Source organism: [Collinsella] massiliensis, assembly GCF_002161605.1.
Taxonomy (GTDB): domain Bacteria; phylum Actinomycetota; class Coriobacteriia; order Coriobacteriales; family Coriobacteriaceae; genus Enorma.
In genome coordinates, this window is sequence record NZ_NFIE01000043.1 from 1 (window position 1) to 875 (window position 875).

The window sequence follows — 875 nt, forward strand, 5'->3', positions numbered from 1 at the left end:
GCCATGGCCGACCGCATCGCCGACGAGGGCTACGACGCCATCTTCCTCATGGGCGTCGGCGGCACCTGGGACGAGCTCATGCAGCTCGAGTACCTCATGAACAAGTTCGGCGACCGCGACCTCGAGGTCTACCTCATCCACGCGGCCGAGTGGAACGTCTCCGGCCACAAGCGCATGACCGAGAAGTCCGTCGTCCTCACCGCCTCCGAGTCCGGCACCACGCCCGAGGTCCTCGAGGCCGTCAAGAAGATGAAGGCGGCGGGAATGCGCGTTATCGCTATGACAAAACCCACCGGGCTCATCGGTCAGGCGGTGGGCGCCGAGAACTGCGTCGCCATGGCCTCAAGTCATGAAGATGGCGGATGCGAGGGCAGCTACTACCTCGCCGACTGCTTCGGCCTGCGCCTGCTCTACCGCCGCGGCTGCTTCCCGAAGTACGACCTGTTCATCGAGCAGACCAAGGACATCTGGGCCGACCTGCTCGACATCCGCAAGAAGTTCGAGCCCAGGGCCGAGGAGCTCGCCAAGAAGTACGCCCTCGCGCCCTACACGATGTTCATCGGCTCCGGCGCGCTCTGGGGCGAGACGATCCTGTTCGCCATGTGCATCCTCGAGGAGATGCAGTGGAAGCGCACCCGCTACATCACCTCCGCGGACTTCTTCCACGGCACGCTCGAGCTCGTGGAGCGCGGCGTCCCGGTGTTCCTGTTCAAGGGCGAGGACGAGAGCCGCAAGCTCGACGAGCGCGTCGAGGCCTTCCTCACCAACTTCGCCGACCGCACCAAGGACGAGGACGTCGTGGTGATCGACACCGCCGAGTACGCCATCCCCGGCCTCGACGACGACTTCCGCGTCATCGTCTCGCCGTGGATCCT

At 65.1% G+C, this 875-nt stretch carries 1 protein-coding gene; it reads left to right on the forward strand.

The annotated features are described in order from the left end of the window. Positions 1–875, forward strand: an 875-nt coding sequence (locus tag B5G02_RS09980) for an SIS domain-containing protein (protein WP_094336099.1), incomplete at both ends; no start/stop codon positions are given.